We start from the raw sequence: 23,377 nt of genomic DNA, 5'->3' as shown, positions 1-23,377 counted from the left end.
CTTAAGCCGGGGGAAGCGCTGCCGCCTGCTTGCGCGCTTCGGCCGCCTTCCGCTGACGCTCCCGCCAGGCGTCGATGAGCTGGATGATGGTTGCCGCCGTCTCCTCTATCGAGCGCCGGCTCACGTCGATCACCGGCCAGCCCCGGCTGGTGCACAGCCGCTTGGCCCACAGCAACTCGGCCGTCACCGCCTCCTGGTCCGTGTATTCGCCGCTGTCGTGGTGGCCCACGGTGCTGGTGCCGAGCATACGCAGCCGGTGGCGGCGGATGTCGATGAGCGCCTGCGGATCGAGCGTCAGCCCGACGACGGGACAGTTCGGACTGTCGAGCGCCGGCGGCAACGCGATGCCGGGCACCAGCGGGATGTTGCCGGCCTTGATGCCCCGGTTCGCCAGATAGAAGGACGTCGGCGTCTTCGAGGAACGGGAGACGCCCACCAGCACCACGTCGGCTTCGGCAATGCCGGCCTGCGCCTGGCCATCATCATGGGCGAGAACATAATGAATGGCGTCGATGCGCCGGAAATAGTCGGCGTCCAGCGTGTATTGCCGCCCGGGGCGGGCAGCGGCCTGCTCGCCGACATGGTCCTGCAGCATCGACATGACCTGATCGAGCACATGCACGATCGGCACGCCGAGCTTGGCGCAGGCCATATCGAGTTCGCTCCGCAGCGCCTTGTCCACGAGGCTCGACAGCACTGGCCCAGGCTCGGTCTGCAGCCCATCCAGCACACGGTGCAGCTGAAACCGCGTCCGGATCAGGCTCCAGCGGTGCGGCATGATGGTGAGATGCTCGAACTGGACGGTCGTCGCGCGGACGATCGCGTTAAGGGTTTCGCCGGTCGCATCGGAGACGAGATGGAGGTTGAGCCGGTGTGTGGACATGTCGGAACCATATCGGGATTACCGGGGACAAGGGAGGGGCGATTGTGAGAGTCACCCCTGGGAGCGGGGATAAGCAGACCGTGAGCGTGTCATGTGGAAGACGAAGCGCGTCGCAGCCCGGCGACCATGAAGTTAACGGACTGTTTAGAAAAAACAGCGCGGTAACCAATTTAGGGCTGTGGACAAGTCTGGGGATGGAGTGAGGGCGCGCGGGGTACCCCAGGTTTCACCGGCCCATCTACCATCTCACAATTCCTAGATCTTCTTAAGACATGTTAGGGAACTCGGGGCTTCTTGGGGACGGATGTGAAAAGACTGCTGCAGGCGCTCGGTGGGGACGCTGTCTGGCCGCCACCAATCTGGCTGATGCGCCAGGCGGGCCGTTATCTGCCCGAATACCGCCAGTTGCGGGCCGAAACGCCGGATTTTGTGAGCTTCTGTCTGGATCCGAAAAGAGCTGCCGACGCGACGCTGCAGCCCATCCGCCGGTTCGGCATGGACGGAGCCATCCTGTTCAGCGACATTCTCATCCTGCCGTGGGCGCTCGGCCGCGACCTCACCTTCACCGAAGGGCATGGGCCCAGGCTGACCCCGCTCAGGGCTGTGGACGAAGTGCTGGCGCTTGATAAGTCACGCTTTCTCGACAGGGTGGCGCCAGTACTCGAAACCATCGGCCTGATCCGGTCCGAGCTGGCGCAGAAGCATCCCGAAACCGCCTTGATAGGCTTCGTAGGCGCCCCGTTCACCGTCGCCTGCTACATGATCGAAGGCGGCGGCTCGAAGGAGTTCGCGGAGACGCGCCGGATGGCGGCGGCCAGCCCCGGGACGTTCGACCAGCTCATCGCGGTGCTCACCGAGACCAGCATCGACTACCTCTCGGCGCAGATCGCGGCGGGCGCCGAGGCCGTGATGCTCTTCGACAGCTGGGCCGGGCTGCTTTCCCCCACAGGCTTCGAGCGGCACGTGATCGGACCGGCGGCGCGGATCGCTGCCGCCATCGGCCAGCGTCACCCCGGCGTTCCAATGATTGGCTTTCCCCGTCTGGCCGGAACGATGATCGCGGCCTATGCGGAGCAAGCGGGCGTCGGCACCGTCGGCATGGACACGGCGGCCGACCCGCGCGTGGTGCGCCGGCTGGTGCCCGAGGCGACCGGGCTGCAGGGCAATCTCGATCCCTTCGCCCTCCTGCAGGGAGGGGAGGTGATGGAACGGGAAGCGCGTGCTATCCTCGACGCCATGAACAATCGCCCCTTCGTCTTCAACCTTGGCCACGGCGTGATGCCGCCGACACCGCCTGCCCACGTCGCGGCGCTGGTCGATCTGGTGCGGGGCCGCTGAGGTGGACATCTATGCCGGCTCGGCCCCCGACACGCTGGCGGTTGGCAAACGCCCGAGGATCGCGGTCGTGCTGTTCAACCTCGGCGGACCGGACAATCAGGAGGCGGTGAAACCGTTCCTGCTCAACCTGTTCACCGACCCGGCCATCCTGCGCGTGCCGCCGTTCATCCGGCCGTTCCTCGCCCGGCTGATCGCCTACCGCCGGGTACCGGCCGCCCGCGAGAACTACCGCCTCATGGGCGGAGGGTCGCCGCTGCTGCCGCTCACCCAGAAGCAGGCGGTGGCTCTGGAGGCCAGTCTGACGCCGGACTGGGATGTGAGATGCTTCATCGCCATGCGCTACTGGCACCCCTTCAGCGACGCTACGGCGCGCGCGGTGCGCGACTGGGCACCGGATGAGGTGTTGTTGCTGCCGCTCTACCCTCATTTCTCCACCACGACGACGGGGAGTTCCCTGAGCGCGTGGCGAGAGGCCGCGGCCCGCGTCGATCTCGTCGCGACCACCACCACGCTCTGCTGCTGGTTCAATGACGACCGGATCGCGGCCAACGCGGCCGACATCGTGCAGGCGACTATAGACGCAGCCCGCGCCGCGCTGCCGCCCGGGGTGCCGCTCCGGGTTCTGTTCTCCGCTCATGGCCTGCCGCAGACCATCGTCGACCGCGGCGACCCCTACCAGTTCCAGATCGAGGCCTACGTTGCCTCGTTGCGCCGCTTCCTGCGCGACCCCGAGATCGACGGCGTTGTCTGCTTCCAGTCCCGCGCGACGCCGCAGAAGTGGCTGGGGCCGAGCACGGACGAGGCGGTGGTCGAGGCCGGGCGGGACGGTTGCGCCGTCGTGGTGGTGCCTGTGGCCTTCGTCTCGGACCATTCCGAGACGCTGGTCGAACTCGACATGGAGTATCGTGAGCTCGCCGAGAAGAGCGGGGTGCCGGGCTACTTCCGGGCACCGGTGCAGAATGACGATCCGGGGTTCATCTCGGCGCTCGCCCATCTGGCTCGGGCGGCCCGCGAACACGGTGCCGGGCTCTGCAGCGCGGGCGACGGCCGCGCCTGCCCGGAGAGGCACAGCGACTGCCCCTTTGCCCGTGCCGGGCATCCTTTCTCAGCCGACCGCGCCAGGATCGAAACCGCTGTATGTTGACGGCTCGTGAGGTGCTGGCGAGGCGCGATCAACCGATCGAGCTGGTCATTTTCGACTGCGACGGCGTGCTGATCGACAGCGAGGGCGTGGCCAGCATCGTCCTGTCCCGGGAACTCCAGCGGATCGGCTGGATGATCTCGCCCGAGGAATGCGAAACCGTGTTCCTGGGCACGTCGCTGCGGGACATCATTGCGAAGACCGAGGCGGTGATCGGCCGGCCGGTGCCGGGCGCGTTCGCCACGGACTTCTCGGCCGCCATGATCCTGGCGCTGGCGGAGGATGTGTCGGCTATCCCGGGTGCTGCCGAGGCGCTGGAGCGTCTGACGGAGGCCGGCATTCCATGGCGGGTGGCCTCGAACTCCAGCCACAACGAGATGGCGGTGAAGTTCGCTCGGACGGGCTTGGTGGAGCTGGTCGGCGGACGTCAGCACAGCGCCGAGGACATGACGCGCATCGGATTGAACGGAAAGCCCGATCCGCATCTGTTTTTAGCGGCGGCGGGGGCGGGCGGTGTGCCGCCCGCGCGATGCGTGGTGATCGAGGATTCCATCCCCGGTTCGCGGGCGGCGCGGCTTGCGGGAATGACCTGCCTCGGTTTCAGCCCGCATGGCTCGGGCGTCGAACTCGCGGCCGAGGGTGCCGGCGTATTCAAGGATATGGCGGAGCTACCGACACTTCTCGGCATCGGCAAGCCGATGGCCCAGGCCTGCTGAGGGCTGGGGCATGCTGATCCATCTTTATCCGTGGGTGCTTTCGTTCCACCTCATCAGTCTGATCGCGTGGATGGCGGCGTTGTTCTATCTGCCGCGCCTCTACGTGTATCATTGCCAGGTGGCTGTCGGGTCGAAGGAGAGCGAGCGCTTCAAGGTCATGGAGCGCCGGCTGCTGAAGCAGATCATGACGCCGGCGATGATCGCGACCTGGGTGTTCGGGATCCTGTTGTTACTCACGCTGGGGCACGTCTTGTGGACCCAAGGCTGGTGGTACGTGAAGCTGGTGTCGGTGGTGCTGCTGAGCGGCTTCCACGGTGCCACGTCCAAATGGCGCAAGGATTTCCTCAACGACCGCAACCGCCGGCCGGAGCGCTTCTACCGCATGGCCAATGAGGTTCCGACGGTCCTGATGGTCGTCATCGTGATCATGGTCATCGTCAAGCCATTCTGAAATCAAGCCCGAGGACCGGGGTGGCGCGAGCCACCCCGGTTGGACGGATCAGAAGAAGCCGAGCTTCTTCGGGCTGTAGCTCACCAGCATGTTCTTGGTCTGCTGGTAGTGGTCGAGCATCATCTTGTGCGTCTCGCGGCCGATGCCGGACTGCTTGTAACCGCCGAAGGCCGCGTGCGCCGGGTAGGCGTGGTAGCAGTTGGTCCAGACGCGCCCCGCCTGGATGCCTCGTCCGAACCGGTAGGCGCGATTGATGTCGCGCGTCCAGATGCCGGCTCCGAGACCGTAGAGCGTGTCGTTGGCGAGGCTGAGCGCCTCTTCGTCGGTCTTGAAGGTCGTCACGGACACGACCGGCCCGAAGATTTCCTCCTGGAAGACCCGCATCTTGTTGTGGCCCTGGAAGATGGTCGGCTGCATGTAGAAGCCTTCCTTGAGGTCGCCCTCGAGCACGTTGCGCTCGCCGCCGGTGAGAACCTTCGCGCCTTCCTGACGTCCGATGTCGATGTAGCTCAGGATCTTCTCGAGCTGCTCCGAGGAGGCCTGGGCGCCGAGCATGGTCGTCGGGTCGAGCGGATTGCCCTGGACGATCGCCTGCACGCGCTTCACCGCGCGCTCCATGAAGCGGTCGTAGATGCTTTCGTGGATCAGGGCGCGGCTCGGGCAGGTGCAGACCTCGCCCTGGTTGAGCGCGAACATGGTGAAGCCTTCGAGGGCCTTGTCGAAGAAGTCGTCATCCTCGGACGCCACGTCGGCAAAGAAGACGTTGGGCGATTTGCCGCCGAGTTCCAGCGTCACCGGGATGAGGTTCTGGCTGGCATACTGCATGATCAGCCGCCCGGTCGTCGTCTCGCCGGTGAAGGCGATCTTGGCGATGCGCGGGCTGGAGGCGAGGGGCTTGCCCGCTTCGAGGCCGAAGCCGCTGACGATGTTGAGCACGCCCGGCGGCAGCAGGTCGCCGATCAGTTCCGCCAGCACGAGGATGCTGGCCGGGGTCTGCTCGGCGGGCTTCAGCACGACGCAGTTGCCGGCGGCGAGTGCGGGCGCGAGCTTCCACACGGCCATCAGGATAGGGAAGTTCCAGGGGATGATCTGACCGACGACGCCGAGCGGCTCATGGAAATGGTAGGCCACGGTGTCATGGTCGATCTCGCTGAGCGCGCCTTCCTGTGCGCGGACGGCGCTGGCGAAATAGCGGAAATGGTCAACGGCCAGCGGCAGGTCGGCCGCCGTCGTCTCCCGGATCGGCTTGCCGTTGTCCCAGGCCTCGACCAAAGCGAGCTTGTCGAGGTTGTCTTCCATGACCTGGGCGATGCGCATGAGGATTTGCGAGCGCTCGCCGACGCTGGTTCGCCCCCAGGCGTCCTTCGCTGCATGCGCGGCATTCAAGGCGAGTTCGATGTCGTCCTTGTCCGAGCGGGCGACCTCGCAGATGACCCGACCGTTGATCGAGGAGGTGTTTTCAAAGTAGCGGCCGTTGACGGGCGCCACCCACTTGCCGCCGATGAAGTTCTCGTAGCGTTTGGCGAAGGGGGGTGTTTGCAGCAGGCCACTCGGTGCCAGTTGGTCCATCTTTTTTCTCTCCCGAACGCGTTTGTTGTTTGCGTTGATTTTAAACAGTAGTTAACTCGTCCGGTGCCGACTTTGATGAAGATCAAAGGACCGGGCGCGTGAACGACGCTATCAGGCTGGGGCCGTCAGTCGCAATCACTCTAAAGTGCGCCGCTGGGGCCTGTCGTCCGAGGAGATTTCAGTGGTCAGAGGGCTTGACTTGCGGCGCTTGCCGGTCCAATCCACGCTAGTCTGAGTGGCTGGGTTTCTGCCCTCCGCTGTGCGGCGTTCCTCTTTGCCGGGGCTACGCCTGCCACCCGATCGATCAATGTCCGCCCTGGTCACCCCCACGCAACCCCCACAACGTCATCATCCGATGGTCCGGCCTTCCCGAAGGCGGATTCGCATCCTCCCCCGAAGGCGTCCCTATGCATCTCGCCGAGCTTAAAGCAAAAACCCCGACCGACCTGCTCAGCCTCGCTGAGTCGCTGCAGGTCGAAAACGCATCGTCCCTGCGCAAGCAGGAAATGATGTTCGCGATCCTCAAGAACCTTGCAGAAAACGATCAGGCGATTCACGGCGAGGGCACGCTGGAGATTCTGCCGGACGGGTTCGGCTTTCTGCGGAGCCCGCAGTCCAACTACCTGCCGGGACCGGATGACATCTACGTAAGCCCACATCAGGTGCGCCGGTTCAGCCTGCGTACCGGCGACAGCGTGGAAGGCCAAATCAGGGCCCCCAAGGACGGCGAGCGCTACTTCGCCATGTTCAAGATCAACACCATCAACTACGAGCCGCCCGAGGCCGTCCGTCACCGCACCAACTTCGACAATCTGACGCCGCTCTACCCGCAAGAACGGCTCAAGATGGAGATGGAGAATCCGCCGACGCTGCCCAAGGGCATGCAGAAGGACAACACGCCACGGGTAATCGACCTCATCGCGCCGATCGGCAAAGGCCAGCGCGCGCTGATCGTGGCGCCGCCCCGGACCGGCAAGACCGTGATGCTGCAAAGCATCGCCACCTCGATCTCCAACAACCACCCCGAGATCTTCCTCATCGTGCTGCTCATCGACGAGCGGCCGGAAGAAGTCACGGACATGGCCCGCAGCGTGAAGGGCGAAGTCATCAGCTCGACCTTCGATGAGCCGGCGACCCGCCACGTGCAGGTCACCGAAATGGTGCTAGAGAAGGCCAAGCGGCTCGTCGAGCACAAGCGCCACGTCGTCATCCTGCTCGACAGCATCACCCGCCTCGCCCGCGCCTACAACGCCGTCGTGCCGAGTTCGGGCAAGGTGCTGACCGGCGGCGTGGACAGCAACGCGCTGCAGCGGCCGAAGCGGTTCTTCGGCGCGGCGCGCAACATCGAGGAAGGCGGCAGCCTCACGATCATCGCGACGGCGCTGATCGATACCGGCAGCCGCATGGACGAAGTCATCTTCGAAGAGTTCAAGGGCACCGGCAACTCCGAGATCATCCTGGACCGCAAGATCTCCGACAAGCGGACCTTCCCGGCGATCGACATCACCAAGTCGGGCACCCGCAAGGAAGAGCTGCTGGTGGAGCGTGGCACGCTCTCCAAGATGTGGGTGCTGCGCCGGATTCTGAACCCCATGGGTTCGACGGACGGCATGGAGTTCCTGCTCGACAAGCTGAAGTACAGCAAGACGAACCAGGACTTCTTCGACGCCATGAACACCTGAAAGACCCGGGGGTTGGATGTCGCAGCCGGTTGATCCCCAGGCGCGTGATCCTCTAGCCGACGCCGACGATCTGTGCCGGCTGCCGGCGACGGCGCTCATCCAGCTCTACGCTAAGGGTGAGGCGTCTCCGGTGGAGGTCATACACGCCGCGCTCGTGCGGGCAGAGGTCGTTCAGCGCAAGTTCAACGCTTTCGTGCGCATCGAACATGAGCCAGCGATCGCGGCCGCCGCTCTCTCCGAGCAGCGCTGGCGGGCCGGGAAGCCGCTCGGGCCGCTCGACGGCGTTCCGACCACAATCAAGGACATCGTCTGGGTCGAAGGCGGCGTGACGCGCTACGGCTCGCGCGCGCCCGGAACGGATTGCGTTGAGGATGCGCCGTCGGTCGCCCTGCTGCGGGCCGCGGGCGCGGTGTTCATCGGGATCACCACCACGCCCGAGTTCGGCTGGAAGGCGCTGACCGACAGCCCGCTTACAGGCATTACCCGCAACCCGTGGAATGCGGACGTGACGCCCGGCGGTTCCTCGGGGGGAGCGGCCGTCGCCGCGGCGACCGGTGCCGGTGCATTGCATCTCGGCACTGACGGAGGTGGATCGATCCGGGTTCCGGCCGCCTTCACCGGCATCGTCGGCCACAAGCCGACTTTCAGCCGCGTGCCGGCTTATCCCGCCAGCGCCTTTGGGACTGTGGCTCATATCGGGCCGATGACCCGCACCGTCGCCGACGCGCAGCTCATGTTGCAGGCGATGTCGGGACGTGATCTCCGAGACTGGTACCAGAACCCGCTCGCCTTCGCGGCGGTCGACACGGTGCCGCCGCCACACCTCAAGGGTCTGCGGCTCGGCGTCTGGAACAGGCCGCCGGACGGTCTGGTCGATCCTGCCGTCGCCGCCGCTTTCGCGCGAGTGCTGGCGGGTCTGGAACAGGCCGGAGCGCTGCTGGAGCCGGTTGTCCTGCCGCCCGAGGAGGATCTGCTGGGGCTGTTCCACCTGCATTGGTTCTCGGGAGCCGCTGCCCGTCTCGCCATGCTGCCGCCTGAGGCGCTGGCGGAGGTCGATCCCGGCCTGCGGGAGATAGCCGCCGAAGGCAACACGATCTCGGCCGTGTCACTCATCCGCGCGCAGAACCGGCGGGCCGCCTTCGGTGCGGCCTTCGACCGGCTGCTGGCCGGGTATGACGCCACCCTCTCGCCCGCCTGCGCCGTGCTGCCGTTCGCTGTGGGCAACGAGGTGCCGCCAGGGTCGGGCCTCAAGCGCTGGACCGAATGGGCCGGCTTCAGCTACCCGGTCAATCTCGCCCAGGCGCCCGCCGCGGTGATCCGGTCCGAGATCCTGGCCGAAGGATTGCCGGTTGGCCTGCAGATCATCGGGCCGCGCGGCGAGGATGGCCGCGTGCTCGCCATTGCGGCCGCCATTCAGGCAGCCTGAGAGGCGGCAGTCAGCCGCTCGGCCATCCGCTGCACCCCAGGGAAGTCGATCTTTCCCGAGCCGAGCAGCGGCAAGGCGTCGACGACGCGCACCTCGGCCGGCACCATCAGCTCCGTTGCCCCGCGCGAGCGCCAATAGGTAAGGAGCGCGGCGCGATCGGCGTCCCGCTGCTCAGTCAGCAGGATGATGCGCTCGCCCTTGCGCGCGTCGGGCACGGTCGATGCGGCGGACATCGCCTCCGGCCACAGATCGTGCGCCAGCGTCTCGATGGCGGCCAGAGAGATCATCTCCCCGCCGAGCTTGGCGAAGCGCTTGGCCCGGCCCTTGATCGACACGAAGCCGTCCTCGTCGATGGCGACGATATCGCCGGTGTCGTGCCAGCCGTCGGGTGGCGGCTCCAGCACGCCAGGCCGTTCGGCGCGCACGTAGCCGAGCATGATGTTCGGCCCGCGAGCGTGGAGGCGCCCGCCGATGTCGATGCCCGGGACGGCCTCCAGCCGGTGCTCGACCCCCGGCAGCAGCCGCCCGACGGTTCCGAACCGGTTGAACATCGGCGTGTTGAGGGCCAGCACCGGTCCCGTCTCCGTGACGCCGTAGCCTTCCAGCAGACGGAGGCCGAACTTCTCGAGGTAGAGCGCCTGGGTCGCGGCCTTCACCGGTTCCGCTCCGGCAACCACATAGCGCAAGGAGCGGAAGTCATAGGCGTTGGCGGTGCGTGCGTAGCCCATCAGGAAGGTATCGGTGCCGATGAGCACGGTGGCGTTCGTCTTGTAGATGAGCTCCGGGATCGCCTTGTAGTGCAGCGGCGTGGGATACATGAACACCGGCACGCCGTAGATCAGCGGCAGCACAAGGCCGCAGGTCATGCCGATCGAGTGGAAAAGCGGCAGGACGCCGAACACCTTGTCGGTGCGACCGTATTCGATGCGCGCCCCCACCTGGGCAACATTCGCCAGCATGTTGCGATGGCTGAGGACGACGCCCTTCGGGGTGCCCTCGGAACCCGAAGTGAAGATGATCGCCGCCGGATCGTCCGGCTGCCGCCGGACCAGGGGTCGCCCGCCCTGCAACATGCCGCGTACTTTGTCGGCGAGGCCGATCCGGTCCCGCACGTCCTCCAGGTAGACGAGCTTCAGCTGCAGGCCCGGCGCGCCCGCCTGCAGGCCTTCCACCAGTTTCTCAAGCTGCCCACGGGCGATGAAGGCGCGCGAGGTGACGATCGTGCGCACCTGCGCCGCACGGCAGGCGTTGAGCAGATTGGTCGGGCCCGCGGTGAAGTTCAGCATCGCCGGCACCCGTCCGGAGGACATCAGGCCCAGCACCAGCGCCATCGTCGCGTTGGCGTTCGGCATCATCACGCCGACTGCGTCACCCGGCGCGGAGAGCGGCGCCAGCGCTCGCCCGAGCACCGCGGCGCCAGTCATCAGACGCCGGTAGGTGAGGGTGCCAGAGGTCAGGTCCTCCGCGGCGACCCGCCCGCGGCCATGGATTCTGGCGGCCTCCGCCACCGCCTGGGGGATCGTGAAGTCGGTCGACGTCGTGCGCCAGATCATGTCGGAAAGCACCGCATAGAGTGCGGCGCCACCTGCCTCGCGACGGCGGCGGATGGGCGGCGACGGGTCTATCGCGAGGCGCTCGGGCCGGAGGATGGTCACGCGGACGCGGGGAAACCAGCGCTGCCTTACCTGTCCGGCCTCGAGGCGTGAAAAGGGCGTTGCCTCCAGCCCCGAAATGCGGACCGGCACGATGGTCGCATCCGCACGGGCGGCGATCAGCGCGGCACCGTCATAGACCTTCATGAGGCTGCCGGTGACGGTGATGCGGCCCTCGGGGAAGATCACCAGGCTGCGGCCTTCCTGAACCGCATGAATAAGGCGCCGTGCGCCGAAGGGACGGGCCGGGTCGAGCGGAATTGCGTCCACGAAGCGCAGCGCCAGCTTCACCCACCAGATCTGCGCGACGTCGCTGTCGATGGCGAAGACCGGCGGCCGGTCCAGAATGGCAAGCGCCACCGCGGCATCGAGCCAGCTCACATGATTCAGCGCTATGATGGAGCGCGGACCGGCCTCCGCCAGATGGTCTGCGCCCACGACCTCGATCCGGTAGGCGATGCGGAAGATCATCCACATGACGTCGCGAAGGCCGCCGGTCGGCAGCGTGACGAGCATCCAGCCGCCGAAGGCGAAGCAGGCGAGGCCGAGGGCCGCAAAAAGCAATGGCACGCCGACGCCGACGGCGAGGAGGCCCGACATCATCAGTGCGCCCACAGCCATGGCGGCGGCGGAGATGACGTTGACGCCGGCGACGCATCGCGCGCGCCGGTCCGGCCCCGCCCAGGCCTGTACGGCGGCGAAGCTCGGTACGGCGAGCAAGCCGCCGGCGAGCGACAGCGCAAAAAGATCGACAATGATGTGGGGCATCAGTCGCGGCAGCAGCATCGGCACGCTATGCGGCACGCGCCCGTGGGTCACGGCTGCGATGTCGATCAGAAACACGCCCATGAGCAACGTGCCGATGGCCGCAGGCAGCATCGTCGCCCGTCCGCCGGAGAGCCAGGCCGCGATCAGGGAGCCGATGGCGATGCCGAAGCAGAACACGACGAGCGCAAGGGTCGCCGTCTCCTTGGTGCCGCCGAGCTCCTGCTGGACAACGGCGGGCATCATGGCGAGCGCGATGGCGCCCACCAGCCAGAACCAGCTGGAGGCGAGGCTCGCCCGCCAGATGCGCTGATCGACGCGGAGGTCGCGGATGAGCCCGATGGTGGAGGCGAAGACATTGCGCTGGATGCGGAGATCGGGGGCGGCCTCCCCGGTGGGCGGGATGAGCCGGGCGGCCAGCCAGCTGAAGACCGCGAAGACCATCACCGCCACGGCGAGCACGTAGTGACCGGCGGGGAAGGTCGCGGCGAGACCGCCGGCGACGGTGCCGCCGATGATCGCCATGAAGGTCGCGCCCTCGACCAGCGCGTTGGCCTGCGGCAGTTCCTCCTTTGGCAGATGGTCGGGCAGGATGCCGTATTTCACCGGGCCGAACAGCGCCGAGAGCGTGCCGAAGGTGAACAGCGCCACGAACAGGATCGGCACGCTCTGAGCCAGGAAGCCGACCACGGCGATGACGGCCGCGGCTAGCTCCGCCAGCTTGATCCGCTGCGCGAGGAAAGCTTTGTCGAGCCGATCCGCCAACTCGCCGCCGAGCCCGGAGAGGAAGAAGAAGGGCAGAACGAAGAAGGCGCCGGCCAGGGTGACGAGAGCGTTCGCGCCATGGGGCGCCGCGCCGTGCACCGCCGCGCCTGTCGCACCCCAGAGGATCAGGAACAGCAGGGCATTCTTAAGAAAATTGTCATTGAAAGCGGCGAAAAACTGGCACCAGAACAGAGGCGCGAACCGCCGCTCGGCGAGAAGAGAACGGATCATCGGCAGTCGGCCTCCCTAAGCAGCGCCCGTTGCAACCGGTTGGGCGACTTCTGATTGACCTGCGAGGGCGCTGCGTGCAGGGCTGGCTCGTTTTACTCGCGGGCAGCGTCGAAAAGGTTTCCCTGAGGCGGGCGCTCGGCTATGCCCCGCATAGAGAACGAACGGAATAGAGAACCATGCCCGACACCGCTATTGCTTCCCATGCCGAGGACTACAAGGTTCACGATATCTCCCTCGCGTCCTGGGGCCGGAAGGAGATTTCCATGGCCGAGGACGAGATGCCTGGCCTGATGGCGCTGCGCGATGAGTACGGCAAGTCAAAACCTCTGGCGGGTGCGCGTATCGCCGGCTGCCTGCACATGACGATCCAGACCGCCGTGCTGATCGAGACGCTGACGGCGCTTGGCGCAACGGTGCGCTGGTCCTCCTGCAACATCTTCTCGACGCAGGATCACGCGGCGGCGGGTGTCGCGGCCGCCGGCATCCCGGTTTTTGCCTGGAAGGGCATGAACGAGGAGGAGTTCTGGTGGTGCATCGAGCAGACGGTGCGCGGCCCGGACGGCTGGACGCCGAACATGATCCTCGATGACGGCGGTGACCTCACCGTTCTCATGCACGAGAAATACCCCGCGATGATGGCCGATGTGCGCGGCATCTCCGAGGAAACGACGACTGGCGTGCACCGGCTGTGGGAGATGGCGAAGGCGGGGACGCTGCGGGTTCCGGCGATCAACGTGAACGACAGCGTGACGAAGTCGAAATTCGACAACCTCTATGGCTGCCGGGAGAGCCTGGTCGACGCCATCCGGCGCGGCACGGACGTGATGCTGGCCGGCAAGGTTGCGGTTGTTGCCGGGTTTGGGGACGTGGGTAAGGGTTCGGCCGCGAGCCTGCGCAACGGCGGCTGCCGGGTGCTGGTGACCGAGGCCGATCCCATCTGCGCCCTGCAGGCGGCGATGGAGGGCTATGAGGTCGTGACGATGGAGGATGCCGCCCCGCGCGGCGACATCTTCGTGACCGCCACGGGCAATATCGACGTCATCACGATCGAGCATATGCGGGCGATGAAGAACCGCGCCATCGTCTGCAACATCGGGCATTTCGACAGCGAGATTCAGATCGAGGCGCTGCGCAATTACCGCTGGGAGAATGTGAAGCCGCAGGTCGACGAGGTCGTCTTCCCCGACACCAAGCGTCTGATCGTGCTTAGCGAGGGGCGTCTGGTGAACCTTGGCAACGCCACGGGCCATCCGAGCTTCGTGATGTCAGCCTCCTTCACCAACCAGGTGCTGGCGCAGATCGAGCTGTGGACGGCGCGGCCAGGAACCTACGAGAAGCGGGTCTATACGCTGCCGAAGGTTCTCGACGAGAAGGTTGCGGCGTTGCATCTGGCCAAGGTCGGCGCGGCACTGACCAAGCTGAGCCCGAAGCAGGCGGAGTATATCGGCGCCCAAAGCGTCAACGGGCCGTTCAAGCACGACCTCTACCGCTACTAGAACGTCGTCGCGATAGGCTCCGGGAGGGACGGGTTGGCGGTCGCCAGCTCGTCCCGCACGGGCCATACATTGTAAGACCGCAATAGCTGGGCTGTCTCGAACAACGGCAGGCCGACGACGCCGGAATAACTGCCGGACAGGAAGCGGATGAAGCGTGCAGCCTCGCCCTGGATGCCGTAGCCACCCGCTTTACCGCGCCACTCACCCCCAGCCATATACATGTCGATGTCCGCCAGCGTCAGCCGGGCGAAGGTGACGACGCTATCGACGATCCGCTCCCGGATCACGCCGGAGGCGTCGGCGACGACGACGGCTGTGTATACGCGATGCCGCCTGCCGGACAGGATGCCGAGGCAGGCGCGGGCTTCGGCCTCGGTTTCAGCTTTCGGGAGGATGCGACGTCCCGCGGCAACAGCGGTATCCGCCGCGAGAACAACCGCGCCCGTGACGGCGGCTGCCTTGCTGCGGGCGACCCTCTGAACGTAATCCCGGGGGAGTTCATGCCGCCGCGGCGTCTCGTCGACGTCCGGAGCGACGATCCGCTCAGGGACGATGCCAATCTGAGCGAGAAGTTCGCGGCGGCGGGGACTGGCCGAGGCCAGAACCAGACCGCTGGTTGGCAACGACGTTATTTGAACCGAAAGGTGATGCGGCCCTTTGTCAGGTCGTAGGGCGTCATCTCCACGTTGACCCGATCGCCGGCCAGAACACGGATGCGGTTCTTGCGCATCTTGCCACTGGTATGGGCGAGGATCACATGATCATTGTCGAGCTTCACCCGGAACATGGCGTTGGGCAGAAGCTCCGCCACCATTCCACTGAATTCGATCATGTCTTCTTTTGACATTTACCGGTCATATTCCTTCGAAAGATAAGATTGCGAAGGTTAAATGGCGCTCTGGCACGTCGTGGTCAAGCTGGAGACGCGCCGCCCAGACAAGCGCATACACCGGCCACCATCGGGGACGGCGGGTGGCCTCAGCCGGCGAGGGACTGCAGGTAGGCCGGCCAGAAGCCGAAATGGCTGACATCGGTGGCTCCAGCGACCAGCGCGCCTCCCTCGCAGATGAAGCCGAGGCAGCTTTCGTCCCCTGTCAGCTGGACCGTGCCGAGCCCCAGCGGCCGAGCGATGGTCGCCAGGAAAGCGGCAAGCGACGTCGCCGGCAGAGACCAGATCTCGCCCTGGATGGAGCGGCCCTCGTCGCCGGCGTCGATCAGTCCGGGGCGGAGGATTTCTCCCGGCAAGGCGACCATGCGGTAGCGCGCCGCCGTATGGCATCGCCGGACGAACCGGCCTCCCATGCTCCGCAACTGCGGGTTGAGAGCCCCGCCGGACAGATGGGCCCCGAACACGGCGAGGTCGACGGCGGGGTAGGTGGCGATCGCGGCGCTAGGCACCGGAGATGGTGGCTGGGGTTGGCCGGTGGCCCCGAGCGGCCCACCCATCGCCTGATGCATGGCGTGGCCGAGGGCTGCGAGCTTCGCATCGTGCCAGGCCGGCCCGATGAGGGTGACGCCGACCGGGAAACCGCTTGCCTTGAAGCCGCCGGGCACAGCGATGGCGGCGAGGTCGAGCAGGTTGGTGAAGTTCGTGTAGTAGCCAAGGTCGCTGTTGCGGGCGATCGGCTCCGCCGCAAGCTCGGCGAGGCTGAAGGCGGTGCCCGTGGTCGGAACCAGCAGACAGTCCACGCTGTCCCAGACCGGGCGGATGGCCTGGGTCAGCTCCTGCAGACGATACTGCGCCTCGAAGGTCTCGACGGCCTTGGGCGCGAGTCCAGCCTCGATGATCCTGCGGGTCACCGGGTGCAGAACGTCGGGCTCCACCGCCAGCAGCGGCCCGATCGCCGCGGTCCGCTCGGCGGTCCAAAGTCCGTAGAGCAGGCTGGCGACCTCGATCCAGGGCGCGAAGTCGATTTCCACCCGCGTGCCGCCGAGGGCCTCCGCGCGTGAGACGGCTTCCGCAAACAGCGTCTGCGCCTCGACGTCGCCGAAGAACTCAAGCTGCGCCTGATGCGGCACGGCGAAGGTGAAGGCCGCCGGAGCAGACCGCAGCGCCGCGCGGAACCCGGCGGGCTGGAGGCGGGAATAGGCGTCCAACTCGTCGAAACCTTGCGCGACATCCAGCACCGTCACCGCATCGCGCACGGTCAGCGCGAAGATGGAGATGCAGTCGAGCGACCGGCAGGCGGGCACCATGCCGCGGTTGCTGAGCAGGCCCCGCGTCGGCTTCAGGCCGACAAGATTGTTGAATGCAGCCGGAACCCGTCCGGAGCCTGCCGTATCGGTGCCGAGGGCGAAACTCACCAGCCCGGCCGCGACGGCGACGGCCGAGCCGGAACTCGACCCACCCGGAACCATGGCGGGGTCGAAGGTGTTACGCGGCACGCCGTAGGGGGAGCGGACGCCGACGAGGCCGGTCGCGAACTGATCGAGGTTGGTCTTTCCGATGACGATGGCGCCGGCGGCGATCAGCCTCTCCACAACCGGCGCCGAATCCGGTGGCCGGTACTCGTATGCATGGCATGCCGCCGTCGTCGGCAGCCCGGCGACATCGATATTGTCTTTGACCGCGAACGGAATGCCGTAGAGGGGAAATTCGGCGCGGTCGGCGAAGCGGTTGCCGAGTTGCTCGGCCTCGGCCAAGAGATCCGCGTCCGGACGGCGCGAGATCCAGATGGCGTCGTCGTTGAGAGCGGCGATGCGCGCGAGGACCTCGGCGATCATGTCACGCGGGGTGATGTCGCCAGCCTCATAGGAGGCACGGAGGCGCGCGATATCCAAGGCTGATGCAGTCATGGTCGACCCCGATCCAGCACACGCTTAAACCGGGGCCGACCCATACAAGAACAAGGCCAGCGAGACACTGGGCCCGCCGCCCGCTCGGTTAACGTGGCGTCAGCACCATGACCATCTGGCGGTTTTCCATGCGCGGCATTTGCTCGACCTTCGTCTGCACATCCATATCCGCCCGGATACGCTCCAGCACCCTGACCCCGATGTCCTGGTGAGCCATTTCGCGACCACGGAAGCGGAGCGTCACCTTCACCTTGTCGCCTTCATCGATGAAGGCCTTCATGGCGCGGAGCTTCACTTGGTAGTCGTTCTCGTCGATATTGGGGCGCACCTTGATCTCTTTGATCTCGATGACTTTCTGCTTCTTCTTGGCCTCGTTCTTCTTTTTTTGCTGTTCATATTTGAACTTGCCGAAGTCCAGGATCTTGACGACCGGCGGTTCGGCGTTCGGGCTGATTTCCAGCAGGTCAAGACCAACCTGGAAGGCGCGCTGCAGCGCCTCTCGAGCAGTCATGACGCCGAGCATCTCGCCGTCCTGGTCGATCAAACGGACCTGGGGGACTCGGATTTCCTCATTCACGCGCGGGCCATCGCCTCGCGTCGGAGTAGTGCCTTGGGGCGGTCTAGGGATGGATCTCTCCTGTCATAGTTTCCGAAACGATCGAAAGGCGGTCGGCGCGACCCGGAAGCCCGGAGCGCAGCCATAACCACCTTGCCACCGCATTATATCGTAGAATGTTGCCTGTCTCTGCAAGGCCCGCGTTATCAAGCCTGCGTTGTTACGCGGCCACCTCCAAGTCCGGAACGCGCAAGTCAGGCGCCAGTCCCTCTTTGGCAAGCTGGGTGACAGCCGCATCGAGCGCCATGACCTCCTGCGCCTCGGAGCCGAGCCGCCGCAGGCTCACCTGCCGCTGCTCCGCCTCCCGCCGGCCGACGACCGCGATCACCGGCACATGGGCGAGGCTGTGCTCGCGCACCTTGGCGTTGATCTTCTCGTTGCGGAGATCGAGCGAAACGCTCAGCCCCCGCGCCCGCAGCAGACCCGCGACCTCCTCGGCATAGCCATTCGCATCGGAGACGATCGGTGCCACGACGACCTGCACCGGCGCCAGCCATAACGGGAAGCGGCCAGCGTATTGCTCGATCAGGATGCCGAGGAAACGCTCGAAGCTGCCGAGGATCGCCCGGTGCAGCATGACGGGCCGGTGCCGCGCGCCGTCCTCGCCGATATACTCGGCGCCGAGGCGCTCGGGCAGCACGAAGTCGACCTGATGCGTGCCGCATTGCCAGTCGCGGCCGATCGCATCCCGCAGCACGAATTCCAGCTTGGGGCCGTAGAAGGCGCCCTCGCCGGGGTTGACCTCGTAGTCCACGCCGGCCTCGGCGCAGGCGCGCTTCAACGCAGTCTCGGCCTGATCCCAAACCGCATCCGTGCCGGCGCGCATGTCTGGCCGGTCCGAGAATTTCACCCGGAACGTATCGAAGCCGAGATCCTTGTAGATCGAGGAAAGCAGAGCGACGAACCGAACGGTTTCGCTCGTGATCTGGTCTTCCGTGCAGAAGATATGGGCGTCGTCCTGGGTGAAGGCGCGCACCCGCATGATGCCGTGCAGCGCGCCCGACGGCTCGTAGCGATGGCAGGAGCCGAACTCCGCCATCCGCCAGGGCAGCTCGCGGTAGGAGCGCAGGCCCTGGTTGAAGATCTGCACGTGGCAGGGGCAGTTCATCGGCTTGAGGGCGAGCGTGACGTCCGGCTCCTCCTCCACCGTCGCGATGAACATGTTCTGGCGGAACTTCTCCCAGTGGCCGGAGGCCTCCCACAACGCGCGGTCGACGAGCTGGGGCGTCTTTACTTCCTCGTAGCCGCCCGCTTCCAGCCGGCGGCGCATGTAGGCCTCCACCGTCCGGTACAGGCGCCAGCCCTTCGGGTGCCAGAAGACGGAGCCCTGCGCCTCCTGCTGCATATGGAACAGGTCCATCGCCTTTCCGATACGGCGATGGTCGCGGCGCTCCGCCTCCTCCAGCATCTTGAGGTAGGCGTCGAGCTCCTTCTGGTCGCGCCAGGCCGTGCCGTAGATGCGGCTGAGCATGGCGTTGCGGTGATCGCCGCGCCAGTACGCGCCCGCGACCTTCTGCAGCTTGAAGGCCGTGCCGACATCGCCCGTGCCGCGCATGTGCGGACCGCGGCAAAGATCGATCCAGTCGCCCTGCGCGTAGAGGGTGATCGTCTCCGTGACCGGCAGATCCTGGATCAGCTCGGCCTTGTAGCGCTCGCCCTTGGATTGGAAGAAGGCGATGGCCTCGTCCCGGTCCCATACCTCGCGCCGGAAGGGCGCGTTGCGGGCGATGATCTCGCGCATGCGGGCCTCGATCGCCGGCAGGTCCTCCAGCGTGAAAGGCTCGTTGCGGGCGAAATCATAATAGAAGCCGTTTTCGATCGAGGGGCCGATCGTCACCTGCGTGCCGGGGAAGAGCGACTGCACCGCCTCGGCCAGGACATGCGCCGTGTCGTGCCGGATCATCTCCAGCGCCTCGGGGTCTTTCCGCGTGACGAAGGTTACCGCGGCGTCCTGCTCGATCTCGCGCGACAGATCGACGAGTTTGCCGTCGAGCTTCATGGCTAGAGCTGCGCGGGCGAGGCCGGGGCCGATGTCGGCCGCCACCGTGGTGCCGGTGACGGGACCCGCGAAGTGGCGCACGGAGCCGTCAGGCAGGGTGATGGCGGGCATGGCAGTTCTCTCGGTTCAAACGGGACCGCCGGCTTGGCGGGCGTTTTCTATGGCCTCTCGTCTGGAAGGTCGCAACCCTCGACCGGCGCGAGGCGGCCAAGTGCGGCGGCAATGCCGAAAGGCCCCGGCAAGCTTCCGCGTGGGAATAACCGCGTGACGTGGCCCATCTTGCGGCCGGGGCGCGCCTCCGCCTTGCCGTAGTGATGCGGAATGAGGCCGGGCGTCGCGAGGATCTCGGGCCACAGAGCCACGTCGTCCGGCCCGATGAGGTTCTTCATCACCGCATCCGAATGGCGCGCGGCAGGCGGCAATGGCAGGCCGGCGACGGCGCGGATGTGCATCTCGAACTGGCTGACGGGACAGGCTTCGATCGTCCAATGCCCGGAGTTGTGCGGCCGCGGCGCGATCTCGTTGACGCGCAGGCTCCCGTCGCGATCGACGAACATCTCGACCGCGAGCAGCCCGACGAGTCCGAGCGCCTCTGCCACCTGTCGCCCAAGAGCCGTCGCGCGATCCGCCGTCTCCTCGGGAATGCGAGCCGGAGCAAAGGTAAGATCGAGGATGCCGTGGGCGTGTTGGTTCTCGACGGGGTCGAAGCTCGTCATCTGCCCGTCCGCACCGCGCGCAACCACCACGCTGATCTCGCAAGCAAAATCCACCGTGCCCTCAAGCACCAGAGGCTTCGGCTCCAGGCGGGCAAAGGCGGCCACGGCTTCCGCGCGGGTGGCGACGCGCGCCTGCCCGCGCCCGTCATAGCCGAGGCGGGTGGTCTTGAGGATGGCCGGCAGGCCGATGCGGGCGATGGCAGCGTCCAGGCTGGCGTCGTCGCTGACCTCCGCCCAGGGAGCGGTCGCGGCGCCATGCGCGTTGAGGAAGGTTTTCTCGGCCAAGCGGTCCTGGCTGATGCCGAGGATTTGCGGCGAGGGATGCACCGGTCGCAGCCCGGCCAGCAGGTCCAGGCCTTCGGCGCTGACGTTCTCGAACTCGAAGGTGATGACGTCGACGGCGGCGGCGAAGGCGCGCAACGCCTCGGGGTCGTCATAGCCGCCGACGGTGACGCCGGCTGAAACCTGCGCGGCCGGCCCATGCGCCTCCTCGGTGAGGATGTGAGCGCGGTAGCCGAGGCGGGCGGCGGCGATGGCCGACATCCGGCCAAGCTGGCCACCGCCGACGATGCCGATGGTTCGGCCGGGCGGCAGCATCAGCCCGGCTCCTCCTGGGGTTCATGGGCGACGCCCTCGGTCTGCGCGGCGCGCCACGCTTCGAGGCGCTCGGCGAGGGCCTCATCCGTGAGCGCGAGAATGGCGGCGGCGGCGAGGGCCGCGTTGATGGCCCCGGCGCGGCCGATGGCGAAGGTGCCGACAGGCACGCCGCCCGGCATCTGAACGATGGAGAGCAGGCTGTCCATTCCCTTGAGTGCATGGCTTTCGACGGGCACGCCCATGACGGGGAGGATGGTCCAGGCGGCGCACATGCCGGGAAGATGAGCAGCGCCCCCGGCACCTGCCACGATCACCCGCAGGCCGCGGCTGCGCGCGGTTTTCGCATACTCCGCCAGCCGGTCCGGCGTGCGATGGGCGGAGACGATGCGCGTCTCGTAGGGCACATGCAGCGCCGCCAGCGTCTCGGCGGCGTTCCGCATGGTCGCCCAGTCCGACTGGCTGCCCATGATGATTCCCACAAGCGGTCTGGGAACCGCGGCTTCTGTCGTCATGGCGGCGGTCAGGCAATGCTGTCGGGGATGAGGCGGCTTTCCAGCTTGGCAATCTCATCCTTGAGGACCAGTTTGCGCTTCTTGAGGCGCTGCACACCAAGCTGATCCTGCCCGCCGAGATCGCTCAAACGTATGATCACCGTATCGAGGTCGCGGTGCTCACTACGAAGCTCATGAAGGCGGCGGAGCAGCGTGTCACGGTCAGAGAGCATGGCAGGGTGCTTAACACGGGCGGTAGCCACCTCATACCCTCACCAAATGAAGGCAGACAATCGCGATTCTGTGTGTCGTTGGTGCTGGCTTGCGGCGGCGCGAAAGGGGTAGCGTCATGGATCTGCCGAGACGTAACGGTCATGGCAGATTGTTCATCACGAAGCTTGTAACACAGGAGTTCTCATGACTCTGCAGGCCCGCATCGAGACCCTCAAGGACCGTCATGCCGATCTGGAGGCGCGTATCGCTTCCGAGGACCGTCGTCCCGCGCCGGACAGCGAGACAATGGGGCTGCTCAAGCGCGAGAAGCTTCGACTAAAGGAGGAAATGGTCCGGCTTTCCGAACGCGACAGCCACTGAGCTGAACCCGCGATCATCCGCCGGCCAAGCCGGCGGATGATGAAGACAAGCCCCTAGGCGGCGTCGGTTTCGGGCATCGGCGGCGGAGGTGGCGGCACAGCCCGTCCCTCACGCGTCAGGCGCTCGTTCGCCTGTGCAATCGCATCGTTGAGGTCGCTCTGCTTGCAAAGCCCAAGGATCACCGGATCGCGCGGCTTGATGTTGGCGCTGTTCCAATGGCTGCGCTCGCGCACCTTCTGGATCGTCTCCTTCGTGGTGCCGAGCAGCTTCGAGAGCTGCAACTCCGACAGCTGCGGATAATTGCGGATGAGGAACGCGATAGCGTCGGGCCGATCATTCCGTTTAGCAACCGGCGTGTAGCGGCCGCCGCGCGCCTTCTTTGGATTGGGGTTGCTGGACGCCATGATGCGCAGCCGCGCATTTGGGTCAGCCTCGCAGCGCTCGATGTCCTGGGCAGTCACCTGGCTGTTGGCCACAGGATCGTAGCCCATGATCCCCTGAGCGACCTCGCCATCGGCGATGGCCTGAACCTCCAGCGGGTGCATGCCGCAGAATTCGGCGATCTGGTCGAAGGTGAGGGCGGTCTTGTCTATCAGCCAGACGGCAGTGGCTTTTGGCATCAAAGGAAGTGTCATTGTCGAAGCACCTGATGTCACCCGCGCGGACGCGGATGAGGGGGTAAGCGGTTCATGTCCGGATCTCAGCGGATATGGACGCCGCCGTTAATGCGGGTCAAGCTACGAATTGCTGTTCTGCAGGAGGGTCAGACGACTGAAAATCGCTGACCCGACACGAACGCCGACCCTCAGGCAGCCCGGGCGGAGGGGGCCTCGGGATGGTGGTGCGGCCGGGAAATGGCCCCCAATTCACTGGCATGGACCAGCATATGGTAGCCATCTCGCCAGAAGGCGTTTTCTGGTTCCTCCCGCATCCCGACGCTCGTCAGCAGCATGCGGGACGCCATATTGCCTTCCCGCGCCACCGCGATGATACGGGTCAGCCCGGCGCGCTCATGCGCGAAGCGGAGAGCGGCCAGGGCAGCCTCGCGCGCCAGGCCATGCCCCCGGGCCTCCGGCCAGAACGCGAAGCGCAGCGCCATGCCCCGGCCATCCGCCCGGCGCGCGATCCCGGCAATGCCGTAGAAGGCTTCGGTTTCAATGTCACGGGCCGACCATAGCCCGATGCCCCAGGCGCCCCAGGCGCGGATGTCCTCGGCCAGTTCTTCGGCCGCCTCGCGCTGGTTGCGCACGCCGCCGAGCATCATGGCGAAGGCCTGCGGATCCGCCTTCAGGGCTGCGATCGCTGGCGCATCGAACCCGGCGACGGGCCGCATCACCATGCGTCCCGTCCGCAGCACCCAGACCGGGTTCCACCACTTGTCTTGCGTCATCATGGGCCGAATGTGGATCGCTTGCCGCGCCCGTCCACCCGTCCGTGCACTGGAACGGGCAGT

At 66.2% G+C, this 23,377-nt stretch carries 21 protein-coding genes; 8 read left to right on the top strand and 13 right to left on the bottom strand.

Features of this window, described 5'->3' with window-relative positions; translation table 11 throughout:
* Position 1 precedes the first annotated feature (1 nt).
* A complete protein-coding gene (locus ACOEQ1_RS15730; protein WP_419760178.1) occupies positions 2-883 on the bottom strand; it encodes a pyruvate, water dikinase regulatory protein in 882 nt (293 codons plus the stop codon).
* Positions 884-1,189: 306 nt separating this feature from the next.
* Between ACOEQ1_RS15730 and hemE the strand changes: the two genes are divergently transcribed.
* The 4 genes from hemE to hemJ are packed head-to-tail and all read left to right on the top strand — an operon-like array spanning position 1,190 to position 4,529.
* Entirely contained in the window at positions 1,190-2,221 is a 1,032-nt protein-coding gene (gene hemE, locus ACOEQ1_RS15725) for a uroporphyrinogen decarboxylase (protein ID WP_419760177.1), read from the top strand.
* A 1-nt stretch (position 2,222) separates the two neighbouring features.
* Positions 2,223-3,365, top strand: coding sequence for a ferrochelatase (gene hemH / locus ACOEQ1_RS15720; RefSeq protein WP_419760176.1), 1,143 nt, complete (start codon positions 2,223-2,225; stop codon positions 3,363-3,365).
* The gene (locus ACOEQ1_RS15715; protein ID WP_419760175.1) at positions 3,359-4,078 is read left to right on the top strand and encodes an HAD family hydrolase; all 720 of its coding nucleotides are present in this window, start codon (positions 3,359-3,361) and stop codon (positions 4,076-4,078) included. Before hemH ends, ACOEQ1_RS15715 begins: the two co-directional genes overlap by 7 nt.
* Positions 4,079-4,088: 10 nt before the next feature.
* On the top strand, positions 4,089-4,529 hold the full coding sequence (gene hemJ / locus ACOEQ1_RS15710) for a protoporphyrinogen oxidase HemJ (RefSeq protein ID WP_419760174.1): 441 nt from the start codon (positions 4,089-4,091) through the stop codon (positions 4,527-4,529).
* 48 nt (positions 4,530-4,577) lie between these two features.
* Here the strand turns inward: hemJ and adh are convergent, their stop codons facing one another.
* Entirely contained in the window at positions 4,578-6,098 is a 1,521-nt protein-coding gene (gene adh / locus ACOEQ1_RS15705; protein ID WP_419760173.1) for an aldehyde dehydrogenase, read from the bottom strand.
* A gap of 407 nt (positions 6,099-6,505) precedes the next feature.
* Between adh and rho the strand changes: the two genes are divergently transcribed.
* Positions 6,506-7,780 carry a transcription termination factor Rho gene (gene rho, locus ACOEQ1_RS15700; RefSeq protein ID WP_419760172.1) on the top strand — a complete coding sequence of 425 codons (1,275 nt, stop codon included), beginning with the start codon at positions 6,506-6,508 and terminating at the stop codon, positions 7,778-7,780.
* 16 nt (positions 7,781-7,796) lie between these two features.
* Positions 7,797-9,206, top strand: coding sequence for an amidase (locus ACOEQ1_RS15695; RefSeq protein ID WP_419760171.1), 1,410 nt, complete (start codon positions 7,797-7,799; stop codon positions 9,204-9,206).
* Here ACOEQ1_RS15695 and ACOEQ1_RS15690 read toward each other — a convergent pair.
* A complete protein-coding gene (locus tag ACOEQ1_RS15690; protein WP_419760170.1) occupies positions 9,194-12,619 on the bottom strand; it encodes an acyl-[ACP]--phospholipid O-acyltransferase in 3,426 nt (1,141 codons plus the stop codon). The genes ACOEQ1_RS15695 and ACOEQ1_RS15690 overlap by 13 nt on opposite strands.
* Before the next feature lie 176 nt (positions 12,620-12,795).
* Between ACOEQ1_RS15690 and ahcY the strand changes: the two genes are divergently transcribed.
* On the top strand, positions 12,796-14,115 hold the full coding sequence (gene ahcY, locus ACOEQ1_RS15685) for an adenosylhomocysteinase (protein WP_419760169.1): 1,320 nt from the start codon (positions 12,796-12,798) through the stop codon (positions 14,113-14,115).
* Here ahcY and ACOEQ1_RS15680 read toward each other — a convergent pair.
* The 8 genes from ACOEQ1_RS15680 to ACOEQ1_RS15645 form a co-directional block, all read right to left on the bottom strand.
* Positions 14,112-14,738, bottom strand: a complete 627-nt coding sequence (locus tag ACOEQ1_RS15680) for a Maf family protein (protein WP_419760168.1) — start codon at positions 14,736-14,738, stop codon at positions 14,112-14,114. The two genes, ahcY and ACOEQ1_RS15680, sit on opposite strands and share 4 nt — an antisense overlap.
* Before the next feature lie 5 nt (positions 14,739-14,743).
* Entirely contained in the window at positions 14,744-14,962 is a 219-nt protein-coding gene (gene infA, locus ACOEQ1_RS15675; RefSeq protein WP_227307622.1) for a translation initiation factor IF-1, read from the bottom strand.
* A gap of 131 nt (positions 14,963-15,093) precedes the next feature.
* Entirely contained in the window at positions 15,094-16,911 is a 1,818-nt protein-coding gene (gene atzF / locus ACOEQ1_RS15670) for an allophanate hydrolase (protein WP_419760167.1), read from the bottom strand.
* 88 nt (positions 16,912-16,999) lie between these two features.
* On the bottom strand, positions 17,000-17,539 hold the full coding sequence (infC, locus tag ACOEQ1_RS15665; protein ID WP_419760715.1) for a translation initiation factor IF-3: 540 nt from the start codon (positions 17,537-17,539) through the stop codon (positions 17,000-17,002).
* 148 nt (positions 17,540-17,687) lie between these two features.
* Positions 17,688-19,637 carry a threonine--tRNA ligase gene (thrS, locus tag ACOEQ1_RS15660; protein WP_419760166.1) on the bottom strand — a complete coding sequence of 650 codons (1,950 nt, stop codon included), beginning with the start codon at positions 19,635-19,637 and terminating at the stop codon, positions 17,688-17,690.
* A 47-nt stretch (positions 19,638-19,684) separates the two neighbouring features.
* Complete coding sequence (locus ACOEQ1_RS15655; RefSeq protein ID WP_419760165.1) at positions 19,685-20,839, bottom strand: 5-(carboxyamino)imidazole ribonucleotide synthase; 1,155 nt, start codon at positions 20,837-20,839, stop codon at positions 19,685-19,687.
* Entirely contained in the window at positions 20,839-21,306 is a 468-nt protein-coding gene (gene purE, locus ACOEQ1_RS15650) for a 5-(carboxyamino)imidazole ribonucleotide mutase (protein WP_419760164.1), read from the bottom strand. Before purE ends, ACOEQ1_RS15655 begins: the two co-directional genes overlap by 1 nt.
* A gap of 53 nt (positions 21,307-21,359) precedes the next feature.
* Entirely contained in the window at positions 21,360-21,563 is a 204-nt protein-coding gene (locus ACOEQ1_RS15645; RefSeq protein ID WP_419760163.1) for a YdcH family protein, read from the bottom strand.
* A gap of 184 nt (positions 21,564-21,747) precedes the next feature.
* On the opposite strand from ACOEQ1_RS15645, the gene ACOEQ1_RS15640 reads away from it, so the two are divergent.
* Complete coding sequence (locus tag ACOEQ1_RS15640; RefSeq protein WP_419760162.1) at positions 21,748-21,924, top strand: YdcH family protein; 177 nt, start codon at positions 21,748-21,750, stop codon at positions 21,922-21,924.
* Positions 21,925-21,977: 53 nt separating this feature from the next.
* Here the strand turns inward: ACOEQ1_RS15640 and ACOEQ1_RS15635 are convergent, their stop codons facing one another.
* Positions 21,978-22,559, bottom strand: coding sequence for a DUF1013 domain-containing protein (locus ACOEQ1_RS15635; RefSeq protein ID WP_419760161.1), 582 nt, complete (start codon positions 22,557-22,559; stop codon positions 21,978-21,980).
* A gap of 170 nt (positions 22,560-22,729) precedes the next feature.
* Positions 22,730-23,317, bottom strand: coding sequence for a GNAT family N-acetyltransferase (locus ACOEQ1_RS15630; RefSeq protein ID WP_419760160.1), 588 nt, complete (start codon positions 23,315-23,317; stop codon positions 22,730-22,732).
* Positions 23,318-23,377 lie beyond the last annotated feature (60 nt).

The sequence above is a fragment of the Acidisoma sp. genome, from assembly GCF_965199065.1.
Taxonomy (GTDB): Bacteria; Pseudomonadota; Alphaproteobacteria; order Acetobacterales; family Acetobacteraceae; genus Acidisoma.
Note: the sequence above shows the minus strand (reverse complement) of the source record. Positions and strands in the feature narration are given on the sequence as shown.